This window comes from Nocardia sp. NPDC052112, from assembly GCF_040680135.1.
Lineage (GTDB): Bacteria > Actinomycetota > Actinomycetes > Mycobacteriales > Mycobacteriaceae > Nocardia.
Genome location: NZ_JBFAWD010000005.1, coordinates 379,195 through 403,357 on the forward strand (window position 1 = coordinate 379,195; position 24,163 = coordinate 403,357).

Annotated in this window: 21 protein-coding genes; 6 read left to right on the plus strand and 15 right to left on the minus strand. The window is 66.1% G+C overall.

The features are described 5' to 3' along the window. From AB0L58_RS12160 to AB0L58_RS12175, 4 genes are all read right to left on the minus strand, one after another. Positions 1-2,739: hypothetical protein (locus AB0L58_RS12160; RefSeq protein ID WP_364385321.1), on the minus strand; the 2,739-nt coding region annotated here is incomplete at its 3' end. A gap of 9 nt (positions 2,740-2,748) precedes the next feature. Further along, positions 2,749-3,228: a YbaB/EbfC family nucleoid-associated protein gene (locus AB0L58_RS12165; protein ID WP_364385324.1), complete on the minus strand. Its 480-nt coding sequence runs from the start codon at positions 3,226-3,228 to the stop codon at positions 2,749-2,751. Continuing rightward, the gene (locus AB0L58_RS12170; protein WP_364385327.1) at positions 3,225-3,578 is read right to left on the minus strand and encodes a hypothetical protein; all 354 of its coding nucleotides are present in this window, start codon (positions 3,576-3,578) and stop codon (positions 3,225-3,227) included. The genes AB0L58_RS12165 and AB0L58_RS12170 overlap by 4 nt, the downstream gene beginning before the upstream one ends. A gap of 42 nt (positions 3,579-3,620) precedes the next feature. Further along, positions 3,621-5,135, minus strand: coding sequence for a hypothetical protein (locus AB0L58_RS12175; protein ID WP_364385330.1), 1,515 nt, complete (start codon positions 5,133-5,135; stop codon positions 3,621-3,623). A 282-nt stretch (positions 5,136-5,417) separates the two neighbouring features. Between AB0L58_RS12175 and AB0L58_RS12180 the strand changes: the two genes are divergently transcribed. After that, on the plus strand, positions 5,418-5,795 hold the full coding sequence (locus tag AB0L58_RS12180; RefSeq protein WP_364385333.1) for a nuclear transport factor 2 family protein: 378 nt from the start codon (positions 5,418-5,420) through the stop codon (positions 5,793-5,795). 58 nt (positions 5,796-5,853) lie between these two features. Here the strand turns inward: AB0L58_RS12180 and AB0L58_RS12185 are convergent, their stop codons facing one another. The 7 genes from AB0L58_RS12185 to AB0L58_RS12215 form a co-directional block, all read right to left on the minus strand. Next, positions 5,854-6,195: an STAS domain-containing protein gene (locus tag AB0L58_RS12185; RefSeq protein ID WP_364385336.1), complete on the minus strand. Its 342-nt coding sequence runs from the start codon at positions 6,193-6,195 to the stop codon at positions 5,854-5,856. Positions 6,196-6,439: 244 nt separating this feature from the next. Then, positions 6,440-6,565, minus strand: coding sequence for a hypothetical protein (locus tag AB0L58_RS12190; protein ID WP_364385339.1), 126 nt, complete (start codon positions 6,563-6,565; stop codon positions 6,440-6,442). A 211-nt stretch (positions 6,566-6,776) separates the two neighbouring features. Further along, positions 6,777-8,057, minus strand: a complete 1,281-nt coding sequence (gene clpX, locus AB0L58_RS12195) for an ATP-dependent Clp protease ATP-binding subunit ClpX (protein ID WP_063044679.1) — start codon at positions 8,055-8,057, stop codon at positions 6,777-6,779. 429 nt (positions 8,058-8,486) lie between these two features. Further along, a complete protein-coding gene (locus AB0L58_RS12200) occupies positions 8,487-9,155 on the minus strand; it encodes an ATP-dependent Clp protease proteolytic subunit (protein ID WP_364385342.1) in 669 nt (222 codons plus the stop codon). Between the two features lie 45 nt (positions 9,156-9,200). Further along, positions 9,201-9,809, minus strand: a complete 609-nt coding sequence (locus AB0L58_RS12205; protein ID WP_364385654.1) for an ATP-dependent Clp protease proteolytic subunit — start codon at positions 9,807-9,809, stop codon at positions 9,201-9,203. Positions 9,810-10,067: 258 nt separating this feature from the next. After that, positions 10,068-11,444, minus strand: coding sequence for a trigger factor (gene tig / locus AB0L58_RS12210; protein WP_364385345.1), 1,377 nt, complete (start codon positions 11,442-11,444; stop codon positions 10,068-10,070). A 168-nt stretch (positions 11,445-11,612) separates the two neighbouring features. Next, positions 11,613-12,203 carry an FKBP-type peptidyl-prolyl cis-trans isomerase gene (locus AB0L58_RS12215; RefSeq protein WP_364385348.1) on the minus strand — a complete coding sequence of 197 codons (591 nt, stop codon included), beginning with the start codon at positions 12,201-12,203 and terminating at the stop codon, positions 11,613-11,615. A 275-nt stretch (positions 12,204-12,478) separates the two neighbouring features. Here AB0L58_RS12215 and AB0L58_RS12220 point away from each other — a divergent pair, with 275 nt between their 5' ends. From AB0L58_RS12220 to AB0L58_RS12230, 3 genes are read left to right on the plus strand one after another with little or no spacing between them, the layout of a single operon-like run. Continuing rightward, entirely contained in the window at positions 12,479-14,947 is a 2,469-nt protein-coding gene (locus tag AB0L58_RS12220; protein WP_364385351.1) for a phosphoketolase family protein, read from the plus strand. A gap of 54 nt (positions 14,948-15,001) precedes the next feature. Beyond that, positions 15,002-16,843, plus strand: a complete 1,842-nt coding sequence (locus AB0L58_RS12225; protein ID WP_364385354.1) for a 3' terminal RNA ribose 2'-O-methyltransferase Hen1 — start codon at positions 15,002-15,004, stop codon at positions 16,841-16,843. Continuing rightward, a complete protein-coding gene (locus AB0L58_RS12230; RefSeq protein ID WP_364385357.1) occupies positions 16,843-19,413 on the plus strand; it encodes a polynucleotide kinase-phosphatase in 2,571 nt (856 codons plus the stop codon). Before AB0L58_RS12225 ends, AB0L58_RS12230 begins: the two co-directional genes overlap by 1 nt. Positions 19,414-19,440: 27 nt before the next feature. On the opposite strand, the gene AB0L58_RS12235 is transcribed toward AB0L58_RS12230, so the two are convergent. Continuing rightward, entirely contained in the window at positions 19,441-20,028 is a 588-nt protein-coding gene (locus tag AB0L58_RS12235; protein WP_364385360.1) for a short chain dehydrogenase, read from the minus strand. Between the two features lie 14 nt (positions 20,029-20,042). Between AB0L58_RS12235 and AB0L58_RS12240 the strand changes: the two genes are divergently transcribed. Beyond that, complete coding sequence (locus AB0L58_RS12240; RefSeq protein WP_364385363.1) at positions 20,043-20,327, plus strand: hypothetical protein; 285 nt, start codon at positions 20,043-20,045, stop codon at positions 20,325-20,327. Between the two features lie 292 nt (positions 20,328-20,619). Here AB0L58_RS12240 and AB0L58_RS12245 read toward each other — a convergent pair whose 3' ends face one another. Continuing rightward, complete coding sequence (locus tag AB0L58_RS12245) at positions 20,620-21,336, minus strand: TetR/AcrR family transcriptional regulator (protein WP_364385366.1); 717 nt, start codon at positions 21,334-21,336, stop codon at positions 20,620-20,622. 98 nt (positions 21,337-21,434) lie between these two features. On the opposite strand from AB0L58_RS12245, the gene AB0L58_RS12250 reads away from it, so the two are divergent. After that, a complete protein-coding gene (locus tag AB0L58_RS12250) occupies positions 21,435-22,136 on the plus strand; it encodes an NAD(P)H-binding protein (RefSeq protein WP_364385369.1) in 702 nt (233 codons plus the stop codon). A gap of 42 nt (positions 22,137-22,178) precedes the next feature. Here AB0L58_RS12250 and AB0L58_RS12255 read toward each other — a convergent pair whose 3' ends face one another. Together AB0L58_RS12255 and AB0L58_RS12260 are read right to left on the minus strand one after the other, a co-directional pair. Further along, positions 22,179-22,574: a DUF1801 domain-containing protein gene (locus tag AB0L58_RS12255; RefSeq protein WP_364385372.1), complete on the minus strand. Its 396-nt coding sequence runs from the start codon at positions 22,572-22,574 to the stop codon at positions 22,179-22,181. Between the two features lie 113 nt (positions 22,575-22,687). Next, complete coding sequence (locus AB0L58_RS12260; protein ID WP_364385375.1) at positions 22,688-24,151, minus strand: HAMP domain-containing sensor histidine kinase; 1,464 nt, start codon at positions 24,149-24,151, stop codon at positions 22,688-22,690. Positions 24,152-24,163: the final 12 nt, after the last annotated feature.

Consider the following 24,163-nt stretch of genomic DNA (forward strand, 5'->3'; position numbering starts at 1 on the left):
CACCCGCGCCCCGGCCGCAGCCTCGAGCTCCCTGGCCCGCCAAAGCTCCCGCTGAGCCCGTGCTACGTCGGTCGGATGCGATGCATCCCGCAGGCCCTGCTGCGCCTCCGCCAAACGCCTTTGTGCGGCAGCTTCATTCGCGCGCGCCTCGCGAAGGTCGTGCTGCGCGTTGCTCTGCAGTTGGCGGACCTTCTCCTGCTCCGCAGCCCGGATCTCCGCGATATGCCGCTCGGCCCTGCGCTGGCGCATCCGCTGCGTCTGCTCCGAAAGGGTGCGCATATCGGCGACCTGCTCACCGACCCGGGCCGACACCTTCCGCCGGTACTTGGATTCGACCTGGCGACGGTCCGCGTTGTACGCCTCGGCATTCACTTCATGGGAGTTGTAGACCTGGACCTGTGTCCGAAGCTCGCCCGGAGCGTCGGACATGACCAGCTCGACTCTTATGAAATGGTCACTCCCGTTCTGGGTGGCCACCAGGATCATCCTGTTGGTGCCCACCGCCTCGGGCGTGACTCCGAAGGTGGAACACACCTCCTCGGTGGCCATCTGCTTCGCGGTGTTCCGCCGGTGTTCGGACTCGGCTACCTTCGCCTCGTACGCGTCGAACTCGGCAACCATCTCGTCGAGCATCTTGTTCGTCCGGGCCGCCTGCGCGTCGGTCCCGACCCGCTCCAACCGGGCCCGCTCCGCCGCCTCCCATTCCCGGAACCGTTCCGCCACAGAACGTTCCGGCGCACCCGCCGGTTCAGGCGCCAGCACATCGAGCCGATCCCGGATGGCCACCTCGGCTCGCATCCGCTCCGACAGTGCTCGGGTGAACGCGCGCAGCCGCCGCCGCAACCGGTTCGACGGCTCGTGCGTATTCGGTTCGTTCGCCGAATTCTCCTGCTGCGCAGTGGATTCCTCCTTCGCGGCGGGAGAAGGGTCCTTCGCCGCGGCGGAGTGCTCCTTCATCGGCTTTTCGGCATCCAACCCGGAACTCGGATACCGCTGTCCCGCAGCGGGATCCTCCTTCGCGGCGGGCTCGTGAACATTCAACCCGGATTCCGGGACCTGCGCCCGCGCAGCGGCCTCCTCCTTCGCGGGCTTGCCGGCATCCAGCCCGGAACTCGGATATCGCTGTGCCTCAGCGGATTCCTCGCGCGCGGGCTTGTGCGGAGCAGTCCCATCCTTCACACCCGCCGCCGGGCCGGCGGATTCGGTCCGCCCCGCCGTCGACGCTCCCCCTCGTGCTCCGCTTTCCGGCGCGGCGCCGGCCCGTGCCTGGGATTGGGCCGGCGCGCCTTCGCCCGAGGCACGGGGGCCACCGGCGTCCGGGCTTGCCGTCCTTCCCGCCTGCACCGGTGACGCGGCGTCGCCGGTGGCGATACCACCCCACGCCTTGACACCCCCGTTCGCCGGGCCGGTCGCAACACGCGGGGTCGACGACGACGCCCCGCCCTCGACCGGCACCTGGAATTCCTTACCCAGGACATTCAGGGTGGTGGTCTGCGGCGCGACAGCCTGCGCCACTGTGGCCGGGGCCTGGGCCGCGACCGTCGCCGCCTTCGCCGTATCCGCGGCGACGGCAGTACCGCTGCCCGGATTCTGCACCGCATGGTCATGCGCTTGGTATTGCAGAGTTTTCAGTGTGTGGATGTCGTTGCTCGCGGCCGCGGTGTCCAACTTTTCCCGGAAGTCGGGGGTCGGCAGCCCATCGGACACCTTGAGATCGGCCTCGATCGACTTCACCAGATCGGCGTGCTCCACCTTGCCTGCCATATCCAGCGGCGTGGCGCCGATACTGGAGTGACGGGTGGCAGACAAACCGCCCCGGGCACCGCCCGCCGCACCCAGAACACCCATATAGCCCAGGGAGAACATGTCCCACTGGCTGTGCAGCGCCCCGATGGCCACCGCGGTCGTCAGGCCTGTCGCGAACCCGGTCACCATCGGCGCCATGCGCCCCAGGCCGATTCGCGTGGCCGCCGGACCGAAGATCCCGGCAGCTGTGTGTCCGGCCACGCCGCCCACACCCCAGGCCAGTGCCGCATCACCGATCTTGGCCAGATCGAGATCCTGTCCGGTGGCCAGTTGGACACCGGCGGTGAGCCCCGCACCGACGCCCGCCAGCTTCAACCCGGAGCCGAGCCCCTTGAAGGCAAGCTCCAGGAAGTTCTCGAGACCTTCCAGCCCCATCCGGCTCAGCCCGCGCAGCAGCAGCTGTTCGCCGAACCATCGCCCGGCGGCGGCACCGAGCTTTTCCATCATCCGCGCGCGTGCCCGGGCGAAGGTGATCCGCCCGATCATGACGACGACCGCTGCTTCCGCCTCCGCAAAACCGGCCAACAATCCACCGGACGCGGCCACTTCGGCAGCCAGCCTCGCGAATTCCGCAGCACCCCACAGGGCGAAGATGGATTCGGTGACGCGGTCGCCGACAATGCTCGCGTTGGCTTCGGAGGTGAATCCGGGCACCGCCTCCATCCCCTTGATGAAGTGGTGGATCGAATACTTGCCGTCGGTCAGCTGTTTGAGCGATTTGGCGGCCGCTTCGCCACCGTGCCCCTCATACCACCTCTCCGTCTGATGGATGATCCGATTGAACTCAGGCAGAAGTTCGTTCAGAGAATCAGCGGCCTTGGCATAGTTGTTGCCGAGTTCGGCGACCCCATCGAGATCCCAGGTCCACGGATCCTTACTGGGCGCGACGCCACCGAAAATATCTATGAACAGCCGTAGGCCATCCGGAATCACGGCCGATCCTTACCAGCTGGATTCGGTGACCTCCGGCCCGGCGCCGCGGGCACCTCGGCGCGCGGCGCCGGGCTCCTCACGTTCGACCGAAGCCCGCGGCGTGGTCGGCGCCGCGACGGGGGTGGGGAGGCTGTTCAATTCGTTCGAAATGCCGGGCAGCAGATCGGAGAGTTTCGGCATTCCGGCATGGCGTTCCCGCATCGGCGCAACCAATTCCTCGGTTTTGCGCTTCATCTCGGCGAATGCCTGTTGCGCCGCCTTCGTCACGGCCTCGGCGATCTGCTCCGGGGACAGTTCGGCGATCTCGTCGTCCATCCGCGTTTCGATGACGACCCCGTCCGCGTTCACCACGACCGTAACCTGCTTGTCGGCGGCCGTTCCCGTCCCGGTGAGCTGGGCGCGCTGCTCGTACGCTTCGCGAAGTGATGCCATATTCGCCTGGACGGTCTTCATCATCTCCGCCAAGAGTTCTTCATCGGCGGCGCTCACGCTTTATAGCTCCTCATGATCTTGTCGATCTCTGTCTTGTTCTTGCCCTCCATCTTTTCGAGCAACTTCGCACCGTCATCGAAATTGGTGGCGAAGTCGCCCTCCAAGACCTTCACGTAGGAGGCACCGACATCGTGAATGGCATCGCGCTGTGGGTCGTAATCCCGCTTGAAATTCTCGCCCGGCTCATGCGTCCCCCACACGGGCCGCGCCTCGAGCGGATCGTTGGCTGCCTTCAAGTTGTTCATGATCGTGCGAATCTTGCCCGCGAGATCCGTCAAATCGCCTGACAGCTCACGCATGTCGGCGGCCTCGACCTTCAGCTTCTGCTCGTCGAAACTGCTACCCATGGCGTCCTCCGTTCACTCGCCCCCGGATACTGGACCGCGCCGTCACGCGGTCGCGCCCTGTCGTTCCTGGAAGCGCTGCTCGAAACCCTTCACGAACGTGGTCGGAGCGACCGACGAGGACGAGTGCTCCAGGACACCGTCGTCCGCGATGTAGAAGATCGCGCGGCCGATCGCGATCTCGCCGCGCGGCACCGGTACGTACACCATCCAGCCGCAGCTGAATCGGTCGGCGGTCAACTGATCCAGGGGGTATCCCGACGTGTCGAGACCGCGCCCCTCGATGTAGGTGCGTACTCGGAAGATCGCCTCTTCCTCCGGCATCTGCTCCGGCAGCGACGCGACGACACCGGCCAGCGTCAGCTGGTACATCGCACCGTCGATATCGAAGCGGTCGTCGTCGAACAGGTTCTCCACGGTCTCCCGGGTGACCACACCGACTTCGGCGGCCGCGATCAAAGCCGCTGCGGCGGAACGCTGTTCGGCGCTCGGCGGCTGCGCGGCCAGTCCGGCGACGATGCCGACCGCGGTGTTCGCGGTCCATACGCCGGGCACCGCGGTGGCGCACTGCTCCGCGGACGGGGACTCGCCCCGATACCAGCGGCCACCCTCCCACCAGTAGACGAACGACATCAGCCCGGTCGCCGCACGCGGATTCAGTACCGGATTGGCAACCCATTCCGGCGCGCCCGCATAGAATTTCGGCATATCGACACCGTCGTTGTAGGCGGCGTCCAAATTCGGGGACTCCCACACACCACCGGACAGCACCGCCCTGCCACCCGGCAGCGAGTACAGCGTGCTACCACCGCGACGCGAGCTCTCGAACCATCCCATCGCCGGCAGCACCCGTGGGCCCCAGTCGGATCCGGCGGCCACGAATGCCGCGGAGACGACCGCCCACCGCGCCCACATCTCCGGGAAGTCGGGGAATTCGTTCTCCGCCAGCACCGGCCACACCTTCGCGGCCTTATCCGCGCGTGCGGCGGCGGCGGCGTCCTGCGGGGTTCTGGTCTGACGGTTGTCGTGACCGATATATGCCGCGAGCCACACCGGCAGGGTTTCGCGCGGATATTCTTCCAGATCGGCGCGATAGGCCTCGGGATCGAACAGCTGCCCGTCCGGGAACGGCTCGTCGCCGAAGTCGTAGTCGACGTCGAACTCACCCTCAGCGCTCAACCGCACCAGCAGTCGCCACCACGGCTCACCGTCGAGCTCGGCGACCAGCGCCCGATGCTCGCGCACGCGCTCCAGCACCGATGCGGCCGGTTCGGTCCGCATTGTCTGGCCGGCTCCGCTGTAGACGACCTCGGCAACCCCGGTCGTGGTAGTCAGCACGAAAACCGCGTCGAGCTGCCGCCATCCGGGCGGGCCGGCCTCGCCCAGCGCGTCGGCGATCTCGCGGGCCAGTTGCCGATCCCGGCTCTCGGCGCCGGAATCCTCACTTGCCGCAGCGACGCCCTCGGGTTCAGCTGTGCCGTCCGGAGACAAACTGAACCCGACATCGGGCGCCTCGTCACCGTTGTCGGCGTCGCCCGGATTCCTGTTCTTGTCGCTCACAGTCCGCCTCCACCGATCCTCATCGTGTGCATTCCTCCCCAAATCTTGGCATCTCCGACGCAAACTTCCCAGGAGGGGGAATTCGGAAGATTCGGCGCGATCACCGCTCCGCCGGAATGTATGCCCGTAGATACCCCCTGTGTCCGAAATCTTGTGCGCGCGACCAGCGAGCCGCTATCTGCGCCAGTACGTCTGCCCTACCCACCGGGATTCCATATCACGCGGTCACCGGGCACTGCTACGCTCCGAATTAGAACACGTTTCAATTCGGGAGAGGTTTCCATGGCAGCCAAGATCCGCGATGTGATCGAGCAGTACGTCAAGTTGGTCGGTTCCGGTCCGACCGAGGCGATCGTCGACCTCTACGCACCCGACGCGGTGGTGGAGGATCCGATCGGCACCGAACCCAAGCGCGGCCACGATGCCATTCGCGAGTTCTACGAGGTGCTCGCGAACCTCGATCGGGAAACGGAGCTGCACGCGGATTCGATTCGTATCGCTGGCAACCACGCCGCCTTCATGTTCACCCTCGTGACCAAGTTCGGCGATCAGCGCTTCGCCCTCGCGCCCATCGATGCGATGGACTTCGACGACGAGGGCAAGATTGTCGCCATGCGCGCCTACTGGGGCCAGGACGATATGCGCAACGAAGCGCCCTGAGTCCACCCGAAAACGCGGGTGCGGCAGCCGAATGCGGCTGCCGCACCCGCGTTTTCGATTATCGGGCGCTCGCGCGAACCGACGCGAGTGGTTTTGTGCGCGCTACCGCGGCGAGACTCGGAATGATGTCGAAGACCGCGGTATGACCCGCGACCTCGAGCAGCCGATCCACACAGCGCGGGCCCGTGATCAACTGGAGTCGTCGGCCGCTGCGGCCGAACCAGGATCGGGCCTCCATCAAAACCCGCAGCCCCGCGACGCCGAAGAACGTCACCCTCGATAGGTCGATAACGACCACCGCACCCGCGGTTGGCAGCGCCTCGAGCAGAGATTGCCGAAAGGCATCGGCCGTCAGATGGTCCAATTCGCCGCCGACGGCGCACACGGTGACCGAATCCATCGGCGGTGACACGACTACACACAGCCGATCAGGGGACCGCTGTGGTCCGGATCCGTCCGCCGCGGCGATACGTTGATCTGAGGGAAGGAGAACTGTCGACATGAGGACCTCGGTCCGTCGCATCCGCCGGGCAGAAGCCTGGGTCGGCGGGAACTTTTCGCCCCGATCATCCAGGACCAGGACTGGGCTGGTTACTCAACCGTGACCTCGGAGTACCCGAACCGGCACCCCGCTACACATCGAACTAGTCCGAACGCGATCGCCGCAGCATCGCGTAGTAGCAGTGCCAGGTCTGGTAATCCCGCGAGAAGACGTTCACCAGCTCCCAGCCGAAATGCTCATCCAGCCACTCGACACAGTCTGTCAGCATCGCTAGGAGCCCTCGGGGATCAGGGGCGACAGGGTCTCGGCCCCAGGTGAATCCTCCCGAGCTCGAGGCGTAGACCACTAGATGCCGGCGCTGATACGTACGCATATCGACGGTGCCGCTGAGGATCGCGGCGGCATCCACCAGCGTGCCAGGGCCAGCCGGAAGCAACGGGGGTTGCGGTTGCATTCGTCTGACCCGGTTCGCCCAGCGATTACGCCGACTTCTCCCGCCGCTCGGCGCGCTGTGCCTTGCGCGGCACGATGGTCGGCAGCACATTGTCGTTGACTGTATCGGCGTTCACGACCACCTTGGCGACGTCGTCGCGGCTGGGGATGTCGAACATCGCCAGCTGCAGGACCTCCTCCATGATGGCGCGCAGGCCACGCGCACCGGTGCCGCGCAGAATCGCCTGATCGGCGATCGCCTCCAGCGCGTCATCGGTGAATTCCAGATCGACGCCGTCCATCTCGAACAATCGCACGTACTGCTTCACCAGTGCGTTCTTCGGCTCGGAGAGGATCTTGACCAACGAATCCTTGTCCAGGTTCGTCACCGAGGCGACGACCGGGAGGCGGCCGATGAATTCCGGGATCAGACCGAATTTGATCAGATCCTCCGGCATTACCTCGGCGAAGTGGTCGTCGGTATCGATCTCGGCCTTGGAACGCACCTCGGCGCCGAAGCCGATGCCACGGTGTCCGGTGCGATCGGAGATGATCTTCTCCAGCCCCGCGAATGCACCCGCAACGATGAAAAGCACATTGGTGGTGTCGATCTGGATGAATTCCTGGTGCGGATGCTTGCGCCCGCCCTGCGGCGGCACACTCGCCTGCGTACCCTCCAGGATCTTCAGCAGCGCCTGCTGCACACCCTCACCGGAGACATCGCGGGTGATGGACGGGTTCTCGCTCTTGCGAGCGATCTTGTCGACCTCATCGATGTAGATGATTCCGGTCTCGGCACGCTTGACGTCGTAGTCCGCGGCCTGGATCAGCTTCAGCAGGATGTTCTCGACATCCTCACCGACATATCCGGCCTCGGTCAGCGCCGTCGCGTCGGCGATGGCGAACGGGACATTGAGCATCTTGGCCAGCGTCTGAGCCAGGTAGGTCTTGCCACAGCCGGTGGGACCGAGCATGAGGATATTGGACTTGGCCAGTTCGACGGTCTCGCCGCGGCTGTCACGCCCCTTGTCGCCCGCCTGGATGCGCTTGTAGTGGTTGTAGACGGCCACCGCGAGGGTGCGCTTGGCGGTGTCCTGCCCGATGACGTAGTTCTCCAGGAAGTCCCGGATCTCGGCGGGCTTGGGCAGCTCATCGAGTTTGACCTCGCTGGACTCGGCCAGCTCTTCCTCGATGATCTCATTGCATAGATCAATGCACTCGTCGCAGATGTACACCCCTGGTCCCGCAATGAGCTTCTTGACCTGCTTCTGACTCTTTCCGCAGAACGAGCATTTCAGCAGATCGCCGCCATCTCCGATGCGCGCCATCTCGTGGGTCCCTACTTCCTTGTCCGCGTGCAACCGTCTATCCAGGTTGCCAGCAATCCGCCACCCTCGGGTGTAATCACGAACACCTCGAGCGATTCCGACGGTTCGAGCACTGCCGTCAACCGGGAGCAAAGGTCCCTAGCTTGACCGTACCCGGTGTGTGCGACGGAGGTCGACAACTCGAGCATGTTTCTCACGAGGGGTTGTCCGAGTTCCTACCACTTGAAACACGTTCACCCCGATCGACGGCCATTCGACACTCCCGGCCGCCCCGCCTCGGAAACCCTTCCACCCGACACCCTTCCGGCCGGTCGGCTTTCGGCGAAGCGATCCGGCCGGGCCACATGCCGAGCGGCATATGCCCCGGCCGGATTTTCTTGACATAGAGCAACTTACGAGCGATCAGCGCGCCGCGTCCGGCGCGGCCCCCTACTTCTGGGCGCTGAGCTTGCGGTAATCGAAGACCGTGTCGATGATCCCGTACTCCTTGGCCTCCTCGGCCGTCAGGATCTTGTCGCGATCGGTGTCCTTGCGGATGGTGTCCGCATCCTTACCGGTGTGGCGCGCCAGCGTGGTCTCCATCAGGCGACGCATGCGCTCGATCTCGGCGGCCTGGATCTCCAGGTCCGAAACCTGCCCCTGGATGCCCCCCTCCAGCGACGGCTGGTGGATCAGCACGCGGGCGTTGGGCAGGCAGGCGCGCTTGCCGGGAGTACCGGCGGCGAGCAGCACGGCCGCGGCGGAGGCGGCCTGCCCCAGGCAGACGGTCGCCACATCGGCACGCACGTACTGCATGGTGTCGTAGATCGCCATCAGCGAGGTGAACGAACCACCGGGCGAGTTGATGTACATGGTGATGTCGCGATCGGGATCGAGCGACTCCAGCACCAGCAGCTGCGCCATGATGTCGTTCGCCGAAGCGTCGTCGACCTGCACGCCGAGGAAGATGATGCGCTCCTCGAACAGCTTGTTGTACGGGTTGGACTCCTTGACACCGAAGCTCGAGTGCTCGATGAACGAGGGCAGGATGTAGCGCGACTGCGGGCTCGCCGGAGCGGTGCCGCCGAGACCGGCGCGCGGGTCGAACTGATTGGCCATCTTCGTCTCCAAAGTCGTTGAGGGGGAACGGATCTGCGTGTTTAGTTAGTTACCCGCGCCGTTCGCCTGCGCCGCGTGGGTGATCACGCGGTCGATGAAGCCGTACTCCAGCGCCTGCGCCGCGGTGAACCAGCGGTCGCGGTCGGCGTCGGCGGTCACCTGCTCGATCGACTTACCCGTATGCAGCGCCTGCAACTCGTTGAGCTCGCGCTTGGTGTGCGCGAACTGCTCGGCCATGATCGCGATATCGGCCGCGGAACCGCCGATGCCCGCCGAGGGCTGGTGCATCATGATCCGCGCGTGCGGCAGCGCGCTGCGCTTGCCCTTGGTGCCGGCGGTGAGCAGGAACTGGCCCATCGACGCGGCCAGCCCCATGCCGAAGGTGGCGATATCGCATTCGGCGAACTGCATGGTGTCGTAGATGGCCATACCCGCCGTCACCGAGCCGCCGGGCGAGTTGATGTAGAGCGAGATGTCGCGGGTGGGGTCCTCCGCCGAGAGCAGCAAGATCTGCGCGCACAGCTTGTTGGCGATGTCGTCGTCGACCTGAGTGCCGAGGAAGATGATGCGCTCACGCAGCAGGCGCTCGTACACCGAATCACTGAGGTTCAGACCAGCAGTCGCGGATGTCATGACGACCCCTGCCTTGTTCATTGTCACGGATACCTGCCTTCTCTCACCGGCTCGTTGCTGATGCCGAACAGCCATCTCTGGTTCGCTTGCCACAAACATTAACGAAGCAGGGCGGCACCGAACTCCCGGTACCGCCCATCTTCGCTCACAGCGCAATCTCGCTGACGCTCGATTGCCCTGTGCGCGAGAGCGCACTGTGTTTTTGGTTCACTCGCTTCGCTCGCTCACAGCGCAATCTCGCGCCCCTCCGGGGCGTCATCACGCTGGCACTTCATGAAGTTATTCGGCACTCGCCGCGGCGGCCTCGTCGGACTCCGCCGCATCGGCGGAACCCTCAGGAGCACCGAACATTTCGGCGGTGTCCACGGTGTTGCCATCGGCGTCGGTGACCTTCACCTTGCCGACCACACCGGCCAGCGCCTTACCGCGACGCACGTCCGCGAAGACCGCGCCGAGCTGCCCGGCCTGCTGCACCTGCTGGATGAACTGCTCGGGCGAGAGACCGTAGCGCTGGGCCTGGAACAGGATCCGCTCGGTGAGCTCCTCCTGGCCGACCTGGGTGTTGTCCGCCTCGGCAATCGCATCCAGCAGCAGCTGGGTCTTCACCGACTTCTCGGCGGACTCCTTGGTGTCCTTGTCGAATTCCTCGCGGCTGGAGCCCTGGGCCTCGAGCGCCTCCGCGAGCTTGGCCTCGTCGTGGTCGAAGCCGTGCACGGCATCGTGCAGCACGGCGTCGATCTCGGCCTGCACAACCGCCTCCGGCAGCGGCACCTCGACCTGCTCCAGGAGGGTCTCGAGCACCTTGTCCCGGATCTGACCGGCCTGCTCGACCTTCTTGACCCGCTCAACCCGGTTGCGCAGATCTTCCTTCAGCTCGTCGAGGGTGTCGAATTCGCTGGCCAGCTGAGCGAAGTCGTCATCGGCCTCGGGCAGCTCGCGCTCCTTGACCGAGCGCACGGTTGCGGTGATGAGCGCCTCCTTGCCCGCGTGCTCACCGGCCACCAGGTTCGAGGTGAACTCCTTGGACTCGTCGACCGAAAGACCGATGAGCGCCTCGTCCAGGCCCTCGATCAGCTGGCCGGAGCCGACCTCGTGGGACAGGCCGGTGGTGGCCGCCTCGGGCACGTCCTCGCCGTCCACGGTGGCCGAGAGATCGATGGAGACGAAGTCGCCGCTCTGGACCGGACGCTCGACACCGGTCAGGGTGCCGAAGCGCTGGCGCAGCGACTGCAGCTGCTCCTCGATGTCCTCGTCGCCGATGGTGAACGAGTCGACGGTCACCTCGATGGCGTCGTAGGCGGGCAGGGTGATCTCCGGACGCACGTCGACCTCGGCCGTGAACGCCAGCTCCTGGCCGTCCTCGATCTTGGTGATCTCGATCTCCGGCTGGCCGATGACCTTGACCTCGGAGGTGGTGACGGCCTCGCTGTAGCGGCCGGGCAGCGCATCGTTGACGACCTGCTCGAGGATCGCACCGCGGCCCAGGCGGGCCTCGATGAGCTTGGCCGGGGCCTTACCCGGACGGAAGCCGGGAATGCGGACCTGATTGGCCAGCGCCTTGTAGGCCTTGTCGAAGTCCGGCTTCAGCTCCTCGAAAGGCACCTCGACGTTGATCCGGACCCGGGTCGGGCTCAGCTGCTCGACGGTGCTCTTCACGGACATGCTCCTTGTTCGTTGGTTCTGGTCGACTTGCTTGTGGCCGACGTGCTGGGGGTAATCACGAGCAAAATCGCCGCACGGCTCGACGTGCGCATCTCGACCAGGTTAGTTGACCCGTCGCGGCGGGTTGCAGGCAGCACCGCCGCCGCCGACCCCGCGCCGCGATTACTTGCCGACGGCAACCGCGTCGGTGACGAAGACCAGCGTTTCGTTGGGCTTGATGCCGTTGCCGCCCGCACCGTAACCGAGATTCGGCGGGATGATCAGCAGCCGTCGCGCACCCGCCTGCACGCCGACCAGCCCCTGCTCCCACCCCGGAATGACCTGTCCGGCACCCAGCGTCAGCTGGAAGGGCTTGCCGCGGTCGAATGAGCTGTCCAGCTTCTTCTTGTCCGACCAGGTGATCAGCGTGTAGTTCATGGTGAGCGGCTGACCGACGACGGCACCGGGCCCGCTGCCGGGAACCAGATCCTTGACGACGAGCTGGGTCGGCGCGGTGCAGGTGTCCGGGATGGTGATCTTCGGCGTCGCGCCGAAACCGCCGACCACCACGATGTCGTCGGCGGTGCATTCCGCGGCGGTGTTCTGCGCGGGCAGCTGGCCGAAGGTGGGCTGCGCCGATGCCGCGGCGGCCGATGACGTGGCGGCGGACGTGGTGGTGGCCGAGCCCTTGTCATCGTCGGAGCCACAGGCAGCCAGCGCGAATGTCGCCGCGGCGATGGTGCCGATACCGATGATCCTGCGCAGTGTTTGCATGCGGCGGACGATAATCCATCGCGACTCGTCCGAGCCCAGCCGCCTGTGGGTAATGCGACGACAGATGGCACCGGATCACGTGACATCCGGCTCCAGACGCGACCCCCACCGGCGCGGGACCGTGAGAACCGAATCGGCGGGGCCCGGCCTGAGTAGGCTGACGGTGAATTCTCCATCCGGCGTTATCGATCGACGTCGGCAACCGTGCAGGACCCGGTGACCGGCGGTCCCTCCAGGTGCCGCTTCCGATGCCCGAGTGTGAGGAGAGTCGACGCATGACGCAGATGATTGGCACCGAGGGCGATACCTCGGCCGACAATGTCGAAAGCAGTGGTGGTGCGACCGTCGCCCCGCGGCCGTGTCGGCTCGCGGAGGTGCCGGGCCCGCTCGATCGCGCGGAGCTGGAAGCGCTCGACGCGTGGTGGCGGGCCGCGAACTATCTCGCGGTGGGCCAGATCTATCTGATGAGCAATCCACTGCTGCGCGAACCGCTGCGGGCCGAACACATCAAACCGCGGTTGCTCGGACATTTCGGCACTGTGCCCGGCCTGAATCTGGTTTGGGTGCACGCCAATCGGGCGATTCGGCAGCGCGATCTCGACGCGGTCTTCGTGGCCGGACCCGGACACGGCGGGCCGGGGCCGAATGCCTGCGCGTGGCTGGAGGGGACATACTCCGAGCTCTACAGCCATGTGCCACAGGACGAGACCGGGATGGGGGCGCTGTTCGCGCAGTTCTCCTTCCCGGGCGGCGTGCCGAGCCACTGCGCGCCCGAGACGCCGGGTTCCTTCCACGAAGGCGGTGAACTCGGCTATTCGCTGCTACATGCGTTCGGGGCGGCACTGGACAATCCGGATCTGACGGTATTCTGTGTGGTCGGCGACGGTGAGGCGGAGACCGGACCGCTGGCCACCAGCTGGCATGCCAATAAATTCCTCAACCCGGCACGCGACGGCGCGGTGCTGCCGATTCTCGCGTTGAATCAGTACAAGATCGCCAACCCGACCATCCTGGCGCGCATTCCGGAATCCGAATTGCTGACGCTGCTGCGCGGATACGGCTACGAGCCGTTCGTCGTCGCGGGCAGCGATCCCGCGGCCGTGCACCAGGAGATGGCCCGCGCCGTGGATACCGCCCTGGATCGCATCGCGGAGATGCAGCGGGCCGCACGCGCGGGGACCGATGGGGCGCGCCGGAGCTGGCCGATGATCGTGCTGCGCACGCCGAAGGGGTGGACCTGCCCGCCGGTGGTCGACGGCGATCCGGTCGAAGGCACCTTCCGGGCGCATCAGGTGCCGTTGGCGGGCGCGCGCACCGACGACAGCCATCGGGCGGTGCTCGAACAGTGGTTGCGGTCATATCGGCCGGAGCAACTCTTCGATGAGTCGGGCCGGCCGGTATCGGAACTGCTCGACCTGGTGCCCGCTGGCGATCGGCGGCTGAGCGCGAATCCAGTTGCCAATGGGGGCACGCTCGTTCGGGATCTGCGGCTGCCCGATTGGCGTTCCTATGGCGTCGCGGTCCGCGAACCGGGCGCGACGCAGCACGAGGCGACCCGGGTGCTCGGTGCCTGGCTGCGCGATGTCACCGCGCGCAATGCGGACAATTTCCTGACCTTCGCACCCGACGAATTGGTCAGCAATCGACTGCAGGACATTCTGCAGGTCACCGGACGCAATTGGCAGGCCGAGATCGGCGAGTTCGATGTGGATCTCGACCGCACCGGACGCGTGATCGAGGTGCTGTCCGAGCATATGTGCCAGGGGCTGCTCGAGGGCTATCTGCTGACCGGCAGGCACGGCGTGTTCACCTGCTACGAGGCATTCATCCACATCGTCGACGCGATGTTCAACCAGCACGCCAAATGGCTGGACGCGAGTGCGGCGGTACCGTGGCGGCGCCCCATAGCCAGCCTGAATTACCTACTGTCATCGCATGTTTGGCGGCAAGACCACAACGGCTTCACCCATCAGGATCCTGGATTCCTCGATGTGGTGCTGAACAAGAAGCCATCGATCGTGCGGGTGTATCTGCCACCGGACGCGAATACGCTGCTGTCCACCTACGATCACTGTCTGCGGTCCCGGCATTACGTCAATGTGGTGGTCGCCGGGAAACAGCCGCAGGCGGACTGGCTTTCGATTTCCGATGCCGCGGTGCACTGCGCACGCGGTGCCGGGATCTGGGACTGGGCCGGACAGAACGACGAGCCGGGCACCACGCCCGATGTCGTGCTCGCCTGCGCCGGGGACGTGCCGACACTGGAAACGCTTGCGGCGGCGGCGATTCTGCGCGAGCGTCTACCGGAACTGCGGCTGCGGGTGGTGAATGTGGTCGACCTGATGCGACTGCAACCATCCGACGAACATCCACATGGCCTGTCCGACAGCGAGTTCGACACGCTGTTCACCAGGGACCGTCCGGTGATCTTCGCATTCCACGGATATCCGTGGCTGATCCATCGACTCACCTATCGGCGTACCAACCACGGCGAGCTGCACGTGCGCGGGTACCAGGAAAAGGGCACCACGACAACACCTTTCGATATGGTGATGCTCAATGATCTGGACCGGTACCACCTGGTCATGGATGTGATCGACCGGGTCGCGACCTTGCGCGAGAGGGCGGCCGGGCTGCGGCAGGAAATGGTCGACGCCCGCTGGCGTGCGCGCGACTGGACTCGCGAACACGGGGAAGACCTTCCGGCGGTGGCGAACTGGACCTGGCCGAACGTCAGCCTCTGATAAGGGCCGCGAAACCTCCTTGCATGCGGTGTGCGGCTCGGCGACGATCGCAAGATGCTGTTGACGATCACCTGCACACCGCCGGAGGGCGCGGCCTGGCCCGCGACCGATCTGGGCTTCTTGCTGCACAAGAATCCGGACCGGGTGCAGGCTTTCGAACAGTCCTACGGCACCGCGCATGTGGTGTACCCGGAGGCGACCCCGGCGCGCTGTACGGCGGCGCTGCTGTTGGAGGTGGATCCGATTCGGCTGGTGCGCGGGCGGTCGCGCAGCACACCGGATTTCAGTCTCGGCCAGTACGTCAACGATCGGCCGTACGCGGCGTCATCGCTGCTGTCGGTCGCGCTCGGCGCGGTATTCCGCACCGCACTGCACGGCCGCTGCGATCAGCGGCCCGAATTGGCACGGACGGCACTGCCACTGCGGATCGCGCTGCCCGCGCTGCCGTGCAAGGGTGGACCGGAGGCCGCCGAGCGGGTCTTCGCGCCGCTGGGCTGGACCGTGCTCGCCGAACCACTCCCCCTCGATCCGGCCTTTCCGGAGTGGGGCGATTCGCATTACGTGCGACTGGAACTCGCCGGCACCGCCCGCCTTGCCGACGCACTCGCGCATCTGTACGTCCTGCTGCCGGTACTCGACGGGGCCAAGCACTACTGGTTGGCCGCCGACGAGGTCGACAAGCTCATCCGCGCCGGGGCCGGGTGGCTCGCCGAGCATCCGGAACGGGGCTGGATCACGCGGCGCTACCTGGCGCGACGTCAGTCGCTGGTGCGGACCGCGCTGGCGCGGCTGGCCGAGGTGGACGATGTGGAGGCGGAGGAGCTCGATGCGGTCGAGGAGGGATTCGACGAGGCATTGGCAGCGGCTGAGGACTCAGCCGACGTTGCGAGCAACGGCGAGGCATCTGCCGACGAGTCCGGCGATTTTTTTGAAACCGGCACTGTGCCTGGAGTTTTCGGGGCAACACACGATCAGTCGCGCCGTGGACCAGATGCCGTGATCGATAATGCACGGCCCGGCGTAACGGGTGGGGCCGCATCGACCGAGGAGCCGACGGCTCGGACCACGACCGCGGCGGCCACGGGGACAGATGCCGCAGCGGCCGCGAGCACAACGACAGAAGCCGCAGCCGCACAGACCGCGACACCAGCGGCCGAAATGGCAGAGACCACGGCGCCGGAAGCCACGCCGGCGCAGACAACATCGCAGGCAGCGTCGGCAGCGGCCACGGCTACCGATGGTGATGAGCGTGCGCCGTCGTTGGCGGTCATGCGACGGGCCGCGGTCTTGGCCGCGCTGCGGGAGGTCGGGGCACATCGGGTGCTCGATCTCGGCTGCGGGGAGGGAGCACTGCTGCGGGAACTGTTGGCGGACAGAGCGTTTACCGAGATCGTGGGTGTCGACGTATCGATGCGAGCACTGAATACCACCAAGCGGCGGCTGCGGCTGGATCGGATGCCGGAGCGGGTGGCGCAGCGATTGACGCTGCTGCAGGGTGCGTTGACGTATACCGACGCGCGCTTGCGCGGCTATGACGCCGCCGTGCTGATGGAGGTTGTCGAGCATATCGACGAGCCGCGGTTGGGTGCGCTCGAATACTCGGTATTCGGTTCGGCCGCACCGGGTTCGGTGGTGGTGACGACACCGAATGCCGAGCACAATGTGGTGTACGAAACGCTGCCCGCCGGCAGGTTCCGGCACTCCGATCACCGATTCGAATGGACCCGTGCGGAATTCGCAGACTGGGCGTGTCGCGTGGCCGAACGGTACGGGTACGCGGTGCGCTTCGTGCCCGTCGGTGTCGAGCATCCCGAATTCGGCCCGCCCACCCAGCTGGCTCTTTTCACCAGGGCCACGTCCGATATCACCGACCACAATGCGAGAGGAGCCGCGTGATGACCGAGCTATCCGTCCCGGAGCTCTCGCTCGTCGTACTGATCGGCAGCACCGGATCCGGCAAATCGACCTTCGCGCGCAAGCACTTTCCACACACCGCGATCATCTCCTCGGATGCGTGCCGCGGCATTGTCAGCGATGACGAGAACGATCAGTCGGCGACGCCGGATGCCTTCGCATTGCTGCACCACATCGCCGGTATCCGGCTGCGGCGCGGCCTGCGCACCGTCATCGACGCCACCAATGTGCAGCCGAAGGCACGTCAGGAACTGATCACGGTGGCGCGAGCGCACGACGTGTTGCCGGTGGCGATCGTGCTCGACGTGTCCGATGACGTGTGCTTCGAACGCAATACGCGACGCCCCGACCGGTCCCACCTGGCCAGGCACGTGGTCTCCCGACAGCAGCGCGAACTGCGCCGGGGCCTGCGTGGTCTGGAACGCGAGGGCTTCCGGAAGGTGTACGTACTGCGCGGCGTCGAGGAGATCGAGGCAGCGACCATCACCGACGAGAAGGCGTGGAACGACCGGCGTGAACTCACCGGACCGTTCGATGTCATCGGCGATGTGCATGGCTGCCGCGCCGAATTGGAGACGCTGCTCGGCGAACTCGGCTACGTGTTGGCGCGTGACGATGCGGGGCGGGCCGTCGGTGCGAGTCACCCGGCGGGGCGCACCGCGGTATTCGTCGGCGATCTGGTCGATCGCGGGCCGGATACCCCCGGTGTGCTCCGACTCGTCATGGGGATGACGCGCGCGGGAACGGCACTGTGCGTCACCGGAAATCACGAGAACAAGCTGGTGCGCGCACTCGACGGCAAGAAGGTGCGTATCGCGCACGGGCTCGCGGAATCACTGGCTCAGCTGGAGGCCGAGGAGGAGGACTTCCGCAAGGCGGCGCTGGACTTCTGCCGCGGCCTGATCAGCCACTATGTACTCGACGGTGGCCGACTGGTGGTAGCGCACGCCGGGCTGAAGGAGGAATACCACGGGCGCGCTTCGGGCCGTGTTCGCTCCTTCGCGATGTATGGCGAATCCACCGGGGAGACAGACGAATACGGTCTGCCGGTGCGCTATCCGTGGGCCGAGGATTACCGCGGCCGCGCCACCGTGCTGTACGGCCACACGCCGGTGACCGATCTGCGCTGGGTGAACAACACGCTGTGCCTGGATACCGGTGTCGTGTTCGGTGGCAAGCTCTCGGCCCTGCGTTATCCGGAGCGCGTGCCGGTTTCGGTTCCGGCCGAACGAGTTTGGTACGAGCCGGTGCGTCCACTGCAGACCACCACCGGCGCGGCACCCGTTGGTGTGGTGCATCGCGATCCCGGCGTGCTCGATCTGGACGACGTGCTGGGCCGCCGGGTGGTGGAAACCCGCCAGCACGGCCGTGTCGGCGTGCAGGAGGAGAATGCCGGAGCCGCATTGGAAGTGATGAGCCGCTTCGCGATCGATCCGCGCTGGCTGGTGTATCTGCCGCCGACCATGGCGCCGTGTGCGACCACCCAGCTGGACGGCTACCTCGAACATCCCGCCGAAGCCCTCGACTACTACCGGTCCGAGGGCGTGCGGCGCGTGGTATGCGAGGAGAAGCATATGGGCTCGCGCGCAATCATCCTCGTGACGCGTTCGGCGCGGGCCGCGGCGGAGCGGTTCGGCGTCGACGACGGGAGTACCGGTGCGCTCTACACCCGTACCGGGCGGCCGTTCTTCGACGACACCGCGCAAACCGAGGAACTGCTCGCCCTGGTGCGTGCCGCGGCCGAGACAGCCGGACTGTTCGAGGAATTGAATACCGAATGGCTGCTGCTCGATACCGAGCTGATGCCGTGGTCGGCCAAAGCCGTTGGCCTGCTACGCAATCAGTACGCCGCCGTCGGTGCGGTCGCCCGTGCGGCGCTCGGCACCGCGACCGATCTGCTTGCCGATGTCGCGGCCCGCGGCCTGGATGTCACCGAACTCGCGGAACGTACCGCCGCGCGCAGAACCGACGCGGCGGCCTTCACCACCGCCTACGGCCGCTACTGCTGGCCGGTCGACGGCCTGGCGGGTCTGCGTATCGCACCGTTCCAGATCCTGGCCGGTGCCGGCGTCAATTACGCGGTACGCGACCATGATTGGCACCTGTCGACCATCGACCGCCTGGTCGCCGCCGACGCCGATCTGTTCACCCCGACCGGTCGCAGGATCGTCGATCTGACCGATCCGGACAGCGCGGCGGCGACCACCACCTGGTGGACCGAGCTGACCACGGCGGGCGGCGAGGGCATGGTGGTGAAGCCGTTTGAAGCGATGGTCCGCGGCCAGAGCGACCATCTGGTCCAGCCGGGCGTGAAATGCCGCGGTCCGGAGTACCTTCGGATCATCTACGGCCCGGAGTACCTGCGCGATGACAACCTACGCAGGTTGCGCACCCGCGGTCTGGGTCGCAAGCGCTCGATGGCACTGCGTGAGTATGCGCTCGGCCTGGAGGCGCTGGACCGTTTCGTCGCGGGCGAACCGCTGTGGCGCGTGCACGAAGCCGTCTTCGCGGTCCTCGCCCTCGAGTCGGAGCCGGTCGACCCACGCCTCTGAAAGCTCACTCCCGCGGCCGGTACCTGGTCATGGCTCGACCACCCGGCCGTGGGCGGTTCCTTCGATGAGCTCCAGATAGGCCCGGACCACATTCGCGACCGGAGTGCCCGCGGCGCCGTCGCGACCGAGTGCGGTGAGGGTTTCCGAGATCCAGCCCGGACTCACCGAATTCAAGCGGATTCCGCGCGGCAGCTCGAGCGCCGCCGCGGGCACGAAGCCGCCCAGGCCGGCATTGACCGCGGCCGCGAAGGACAGCCCCGGCTCGGAGAAGGTCGAGATGCCATTGGTGAGCGTGATGGACCCGGCATCGTTGAGGTGCCGGATGGCGTGGCGAACCAGGTGAATTTGGCCGAGGAATTTACCTTCCAGGCCGAGGAAGTACTCGTCATCGGTCGAGTCGGGGAGTTCGGCGAGCTGACCGCTGGCGGCCACCGCGACGATCGCGTCGATATTGTCCACCGCATCGAAGAGTGCGGAGATCGACCCGGGATCGTCCAGGTCGACCTGGACGATCCCGCGCCGGGAAGCACGAACAACCTGATGTTCCTTCGTCTCTAGTGCGTCGACGAGGGCCGAGCCGATGGTTCCGGTAGCACCGATCACAACAATCTTCACAGGTCGGCCCAACCATGTCGGGCCGCACGCTATTCCGCCTACCCGCGCTCGGCTACCACCGCGCCATCGTCGGCACCCGCCTCACCCGCCCGGCCCTCGGCCATTTCGGCATCGGCGGCATCGCCAACCCTGGTCTCGGCCTCGGCATCGGCTTCGTCACCAACCACCTCGGCAACCACGCCATGTCCCTCGGCGACGCCCGACTCCCCTTTCTCGCCGCACTCATCGAACGCGCCGCACGCGCGGCCGCCGCCGAGCGACCCGCCGTCACATTCGACGGCACTCGCGCCGCCAGCTGACACGCCACCGGGGCTATCAGTCCGAACTCCCCTGCGCAACCGCGGATTCGACGCCGGGTGCGAGCCGCGCGCCCACCCCTCGTGAATTGCCACGGCCACCGGGACAACACCCGGACCCGACGGTCGGCTGCAGAGTCCAGTCCGAATGTCCGCCGGGCAGTGCCAAGCCGATCTGGAAGGCCGCCAGAAACGGCAGCACAACCGTCACGACACCAAGCAGCCGTCGGACGAGGACATGGCGGCAAGCGCGACGCCGACGAACGCGCCGAGTCCGAGCACATCGGAACCGGGCTCAGCGCTCGGGTGGCTCCAACCCCAGCGAACGGATGAGATGGCGAATTTCGTTGCGGTAGAGCTTTGCCGGATCGGTGGTCTGGGAGCGCAGGTGGCCGAGGACTTCCAGGGAGACCAGGCCGTGCAGGTGGCCCCAGATTCGCAGGGCGATCGCGACCGCGGCCGGAGGTAGGCCGGGGAACTCGGCCTTGACCTCGTCGACGAGTTTCGGTTCGAAGTCCGACCACTCGAAACCGTTGTCCGCGTACTGCCTTTCGGCGTGCGGCCAGGCGCCCGCGGCCAAACCGGTCAGGCCCGCGCATACGCGGTGCTCCGCGGCCGGAGCCGCACCGCCCTCCGGGGGCTGATAGTTGGGTACCGGATCGCCGTATATCAGGCGGAATCCCGCGGGGTTCTCCAGGGCCCAATCACGAAATGCACAGGCCCACGCGAGGATTCGGCCCGACGCGTCGGTTTGGGGACGGGCATCGCGGGCAGCTTCGACCGCATCGGCCAGTTCGGAGTACACATCGTTGATCAGCGCGGTGATCAGGTCGTCGCGGGTCGGGAAGTAGCTGTACACCGCATTGGGGGTCATGCCCATCTCGCGCGCGATTGCCCGCAGCGTAATGGCGCCCGGTCCACCCTCGGCCATCAACCGGAGCGCGACCTGCTTGATCTCCGCTGTCGTCTCGGAGCGTCGTAACTCTCGCCGACTCGGCGTCGCAGTGCCCACGGTGGCAACTCTACAGCGGTGTGAGAAAACTAGACGTAGCTCATATACTTCACGGCGTATAGTTTCTACACGCCGTTTCAATCAGATCCAGGAGAACCATGTTCATCGGAATCGTCGGCGCGACCGGCAATATCGGCCAGCGGGTACGCACCGAAGCCGTCACCCGCGGCCACCAGGTCACGGCGTTCACCAGAGACGCCGGGCAGATCACCACCAGCCAGCCGAATACCACCTGGCGCAGCCTCGACATCTTCGACAGCGCGGCCATTGCCGCGGTCCTCCCCGGCATGGACGTCCTCATCAGCTGCTACCAGCCGGGAAATGCGGCAGCGGATTTCGACGACACGGTCGCGCGCTCCATCGCCGATCCGACCGGCTACGCGCGTGCGGCGCGTTCGCTGCTGGACGCACTGCACACGCACCCGCGCACCCGACTGATCGTGGTCGGCGGCGCGGGAAGTTTGGAGTACGAGCCCGGACAGGTCACCGCCGATGACGACCAACGCCTCGCCGATACCCTCGACGGACTCGGCTTGCCCCGCGCATACGCCGCCGCCGTGCGCGGCCACCGCGCGGCCCTCGATATCCTGCGCACCTCGAATCGGCTGTGGACCTACCTCAGCCCGGCCGAATTGATCGCCCCCGGCGAACGCACCGGACGCTACCGGGTCGGCGGTGACCAGCCGGTACGCGATACCGACGGCCACAGCCGCATCTCCATCGAGGATGCCGCGGTCGCGCTACTCGACGAGGTCGAACTGCCACGATTCGTCCAGCGGCGCTTCACCATCGGCTACTGACCGGATACTCCGCGCCGACCGCGCGACGGTCGGTGCGGGAGTTCAGCTTTCGCGTTTCAATTTGCGCCAGCCACCCGCGCGGTTATTGGCGATGATCTGTTCGAACATTGCGAGAAGTGCTGGGACATTGAGCTTTTCACCCTCGTGAATCGCCACGGTACGCCCGGTCTTGTTCTCGTGGCCTCCGGTAATGATGTCCTCGGGATCCGGCACTATGCCACCGTCGTAGAGGAACACATTCACATGGGTCTTCGCGGCGAGCAGGGCGCAGATATTGCCGTCCAGCACGAAATACGGCTGCACAGTGCGTTTGATGGTCTCCACGACCTCGGGATCGGCGGCATGCACCAGCTCGCGCACCTCATGACAGATCGCCTGCTGCCACTCGGGTAGCGGGTCGATGTAGGCGTCGACGCGCGGGTCCCGCTGATAGGACATGCGACCGATCCAAACACAATCGCGGTGAATTCGTGCCTGATCACCGCCGGGAACCAGAACGACGATTAACTTAACCCATCTCCGCGAGCATCGTGCCGAATCCGCGCCGATGTTCAGGAGACGGCGAAAAGGATCCGGAAGGTCGTACCGGCCCCTGGGGTGCGCAACAGCTGGATCCGGGCACCGTGCGCGCCCAGGATGGCATCGGCAATGGCGAGTCCGAGTCCCGAACCGCCGGTGCGGGAGCGCGATTCGGCGGCCCGATAGAAGCGATCGAAGATGCGCGGCGCGTTCTCCGGCGCGATGCCGGGGCCGTCGTCGTGCACATCGAGTACGACGAATTCGGATGCGTCGGGCAGTACCGCGCCGGCTTCGGCGGCGATCGGATCGGTCAATGTGGCGGCCGCCCTGACCCCGACGGTGACGGTTATCGACGCCTCGGACGGCGTATGCACCAGCGCATTGTTGACCAGATTCGTCACGACCTGCCGCAATCGATGTTCGTCGCCGACGATCCGAACCGGGTCATCCGGACTGTCCAGGCCGATATCCCGATCCGGGGCTCGGGTAGCGGCGTCGCGCACCACTTCCATCGCGAGCACCACCAGATCGACCTCGGCCAGATCGAGCGCCCGTTCCTGATCGGATTTGGCCAGTAGTAACAGGTCGTCGACGAGCACACCCATCCGGATCGCTTCGCCCTCGATCCGGCTCATCATCTCCCGCACGCCCACCTCGTCCGAGGCGCCACCGCGCCGATACAGCTCGGCGTAGCCGCGCACCGAGGTCAGCGGGGTGCGCAATTCGTGGGAGGCGTCGGCGATGAACGCCCGCATCCGCTGCTCGGAATCGGCGAGCTGGCGCAATGCCGTGGACAGCCGGGTGACCATCACATTGAACGCCGTGCCGAGCCGCCCCACCTCGGTATGCGGATCGGTCTGCGCGACACGGCGATCCAGATCCCCGGCGGCGATGGCCTCGGCCGTGTGCTCGATCCTGGTCAACGGTCGCAGGCCGATTCGCACCAGCAGCGTCGCGATCACGGAGATGGCGAGCAGCAGTGTCGCACCAGCCACCAACTCGATCGTGCGGAGTTTGCCGGTGGTCGCCTCGGTGGTCGCCAGCGACATCGCGATCGCGACGGTCCCGCCATCGGGCTGCCATTCGGTCGCCGGCTGTACGACAGTGCGCACCCGCCAACGGATATCGCTCTTCTTGTCACCGACCGTGAAAGCGGTATTCGCACGGGCACGTACCGATGCCGCGTCCATCGCGGGCAATGCGGGCACCGTACTCACCTCGGCCGATGCGCCGAGTTTGCCGATCTGACGCCCGTCGAGATCGAAGAACGTCAGCCGGAAATCCGAAGGCAACTGCTCGTACTCCGGCGGCCGGGAGGGCGGTGGCGGCGGTGGCCGCTTGGTCGAAGTCATATCGCTGGCAACGTGATTGAGCTGGTCGTCGACCCGGTCGAGCAGCGCGCGATCCAACATCGCCACACTGAGCAGCCCGAAGGCGACCATACCGATACCGGCGATCGCGACGAGCGCCAGCAGCAGCCGGGTGCGTAAGGTCAACCGGCGAGCCCG